Below are 3,293 nucleotides of genomic sequence, written 5' to 3' on the forward strand. Positions count from 1 at the left end.
TCCCCCAGAGCCCCCACTGTCTCCTCGGCCCACCCCCACACCCCCCTATAGCGCGGTCGCCCGCCCCCCCCACAACGCCACACCACGCCGGCCACCTCCAGCCGCTCGGGCAGGAGCCTCGCCAGCCGGGCGAAGAAATCGGCCCGCCAGCCACTGCCCACGATGCCGAACCGTATGGGTGCTGTCGTCAAGTGTCCGTTCCTCCCCGCGTCCGCGGCCCGAGTCTAGCCCGGCGACCTTCTGCCACGTGCCACCGTGACCGGGCCCTTGCGGTGCGGGCGGGAGGGCCGCGGGGTCGGGTCGGTCCCGCGCTCGGGAGTCGGGGCCGCCAGGGGTGACCACCCGCATGGACCGCGTCTCCCACCACGCCGGTACGGCGGCGGGGGGAGGGGCCGGAAGCCAGGCGGGGACCAAGCCCCGCCCGCCTGGATCGGTCTCGTGTCCGCCGCGTGCGGCCAGGCCTGCGCCGCGGCCATGGGTGCGGCGGACGCTCCGGAGACGATCTCTAGCCGACGAGGCGGCGGCGCCACTCCAGGGGGGTGAGGGTGATGGCCCGGTCGGGGTCACGGTCCCCATCGGTCTGGAGACCGGCCGCTTCCAGAGCCGCCACGATCTCGTGCCCGATGGCTGCGGTGGTCTCGGACAGGCCGTCGAAGCCCCCGTAGAGGAGCGTCAGTCCGTGGCCGGCCACGGCGGAGTCCGTGCACTGGGAGTGAAAGTAGACGAAGCCACGGGCGTCGGCCCTGCCTTCGCCGCCGATCTCGGAGTGGCCGCAGCTGCGGCAGCAGGTGAAGTTCTCGCGTGCGGTGACGCCGGCCTCCCGCAGGGCGCTGAACGCGCGGGTGAGTCGCTCCGGGTCCGTCTCGCCCTGCCATCCGGCCTGCTCCGCGACGCGCTCCAGCCACAGCCGGTCGGCCAGTGCCCGCGCCTGCTCACGTGACACGGGCCGGCGTTCCGCGGTGACCAGGTACTCCTCGGCGAGCTCCGCCAGTTCCGCGCGGTCGGCGTAGCCGCCGACCAGCACCTCGCGGACGCGCTTCTCCAACTCCTCCCGCTCGCCCTCGTCCAGGTCGAGCGACGGCACCTCGGGGGTGGGGCCCATGTCCAGCAGCGACCAGTCCGGTCCAGCGCTCCAACCGGAACCCTGCCGGGCCCAGCCGGTCATCGCCTCGACCACGGCTTCGGCACCGTCGACCCTCACCTGGAAGTGCCGCGCGGCGACGCCGTCACGGTGCTCCAGCGTGTAATCCCCGCCGGCCTCGTGCCAGACCTGGGCGAAGACGTCAGGCAGGTCAGGTATCCGGTGCGCCACCAGGAACCGGTCACCCTCACCACCTATGCGCCGGACCAGCCCGGCCAACTCCCCCGCGGACACACGGACATGCCGCTCCCCGTTCTCCGTCCTCACCACGATCTCGAGCATGCGCAGACTCTGACACACCCCTCTGACACCAGACCTCCGCCGCTCGTTGTCGCGAACCTTCCACGACCGGCTGCGCGGGCAGGTTCGCGAGCGGGCGGGCCGGGAACCCCCGCATCGGGAGGACGCGTCCGACGATCTGTCCAGCCCGGCTCCGGCGCCCTGGCTCCGCCGGCGCCTGTCGCGACAGCTCTCCGGGCCGGAGCCTTGGGTCGGAGCCCTGGGCCGGAGCCCTGGGAAGGCCGCCGCATCAGTGCGGGACCTGCCGAGGACCCCGGCGGAGCCTGTTCAGCGGACCCGGATGAAGACCACGTCGTAACCGCTGTTCGTGGAGCGGGACTTGACGTAGACACCGTCGCTGCCGCCGTTGGGGTTGCCGGTGTTGCCCTCGACCGTGGTGAAGGACGAACCGGACACCGTCCGTACGATACCTATGTGCTCGTTGCCGCCGGTGAAGTCGCTTCCGCCGTCCCAGTCGAAGGCCACGATGTCACCCGGCTGCGGGCTGGTCGTCACCGACAGGTGGTAGTTGCCGGCCCGCGCCTGCTTGACCCATCCCGAGACATAGGAGTTGCGGTAGGAGCTGGCCCCGGTCTGCTTCGCGACCCAGCTCACGAAGGTCGCGCACCAGGCGTAGTTGCTGGTGGACAGTGAAAGACCCACGGCCGAACCGTAGCTGTTCGCGCGAGCGCTGCCCTCGACCGTGCCGACCTCGGCCTCGGCCACGTCGAGGATCTTGCCGTAGCCGCCGCCGGGCGGAGGCGACGACGGCGGGGTGACCGCCCCGTACAGCGCGGCCTTGGTGTTGGATCCCACATGGCCGTCGACCGAGAGGCCCTTCTCGGCCTGGAAGTCCCTGACGGCGCTGTCGGTGAGCCCACCGAAGTCGCCGTCGACGGCGAGGTCGGCACCGTGGTGATTGAGCAGGCTCTGCAGTTCGGTGACGCAGCCGCTGCGCTGCCCCTTGACGATCTCGCTCGGGCACGAGGCCGAGTTCAGGTTGATCGGAGCGGGCGCGCCGTTGCCGCCACCGCCGCCGATGTTCGCGTACAGGGCGGCTTTGGTGTTGGGCCCGACCTGACCGTCGGCGGTGAGCCCGCTCGCGGACTGGAACGCCTTCACGGCCGTCAGGGTCTGGGGGCCGAAGCTGCCGTCGACGTCGACGCTCTGGCCCTTGCCGTTCAGCAGGGACTGCAGCGTGGCGACGCAACCGCCGCTCAGCCCCTCCACGATGTTGTCCGGGCAGGACGTCGACCTCAGGTCCAGGCCCGTCGACGGTGACTCGTCGGTGTCGTACAGCGCCCGCTTGGTGTTGGTGCCGACCTGACCGTCGGCCGTGAGGCCGTAGGAGGTCTGGAAGCTGCGGACGGCACTCGCGGTCCCGGCGCCGAAGTCACCGTCCACGTCGACCGCGTAGCCGTGGTGACGCAGCAGTCGCTGGAGTTCGGTGACGCATCCGCCCTTGTCGCCCTGGACGACGTTCGCCGGGCACGAGGAGGACTGGAGATTGACGGGGGCGGGCGCCGAGCCTCCGGTCGCGTACAGCTTGCTCTTGGTCGCCGGGCCCACGCGCCCGTCCACGGCGATCGCTGTGGAGGCCTGGTACTCGCGGACCGCGTAGAGCGTGCTCGGCCCGAACTGACCGTCCACCACCAGACCGGCGCCGTGGGCGTTCAGCAGGTTCTGCAACTCCGTGACACAGCCGCTCAGCTGGCCCTGCACGATCTCGGCGGGGCAGGACGCGGAGGTCAGCTTGATCGCGGCCGGCGCCGCCGCCGCCGCCGGACCGGCACCGAGCACGATGCCGGCCGAGACCAGGGGCGGGGGCGGGGGGGCCGTCCCGGGCCGGGTCCGCCCGCCCGCCCCGGTGCGG

General features: G+C 72.1%; 2 protein-coding genes and 1 pseudogene. All 3 read right to left on the bottom strand.

Annotation, left to right across the window (positions count from 1 at the left end):
- Nucleotides 1–191: pseudogene (locus tag ACFV2J_RS05360) on the bottom strand (hypothetical protein); the annotation flags it as partial.
- Nucleotides 192–505: 314 nt separating this feature from the next.
- Nucleotides 506–1,423, bottom strand: a complete 918-nt coding sequence (locus tag ACFV2J_RS05365) for a DUF6891 domain-containing protein (RefSeq protein WP_385083080.1) — start codon at nucleotides 1,421–1,423, stop codon at nucleotides 506–508.
- Nucleotides 1,424–1,708: 285 nt separating this feature from the next.
- A partial coding sequence (locus tag ACFV2J_RS05370; protein WP_385437415.1) for a peptidoglycan-binding protein occupies nucleotides 1,709–3,293 on the bottom strand: 1,585 nt, incomplete at its 5' end.

This window comes from Streptomyces sp. NPDC059668 (assembly GCF_042734135.1).
Taxonomy (GTDB): domain Bacteria; phylum Actinomycetota; class Actinomycetes; order Streptomycetales; family Streptomycetaceae; genus Streptomyces.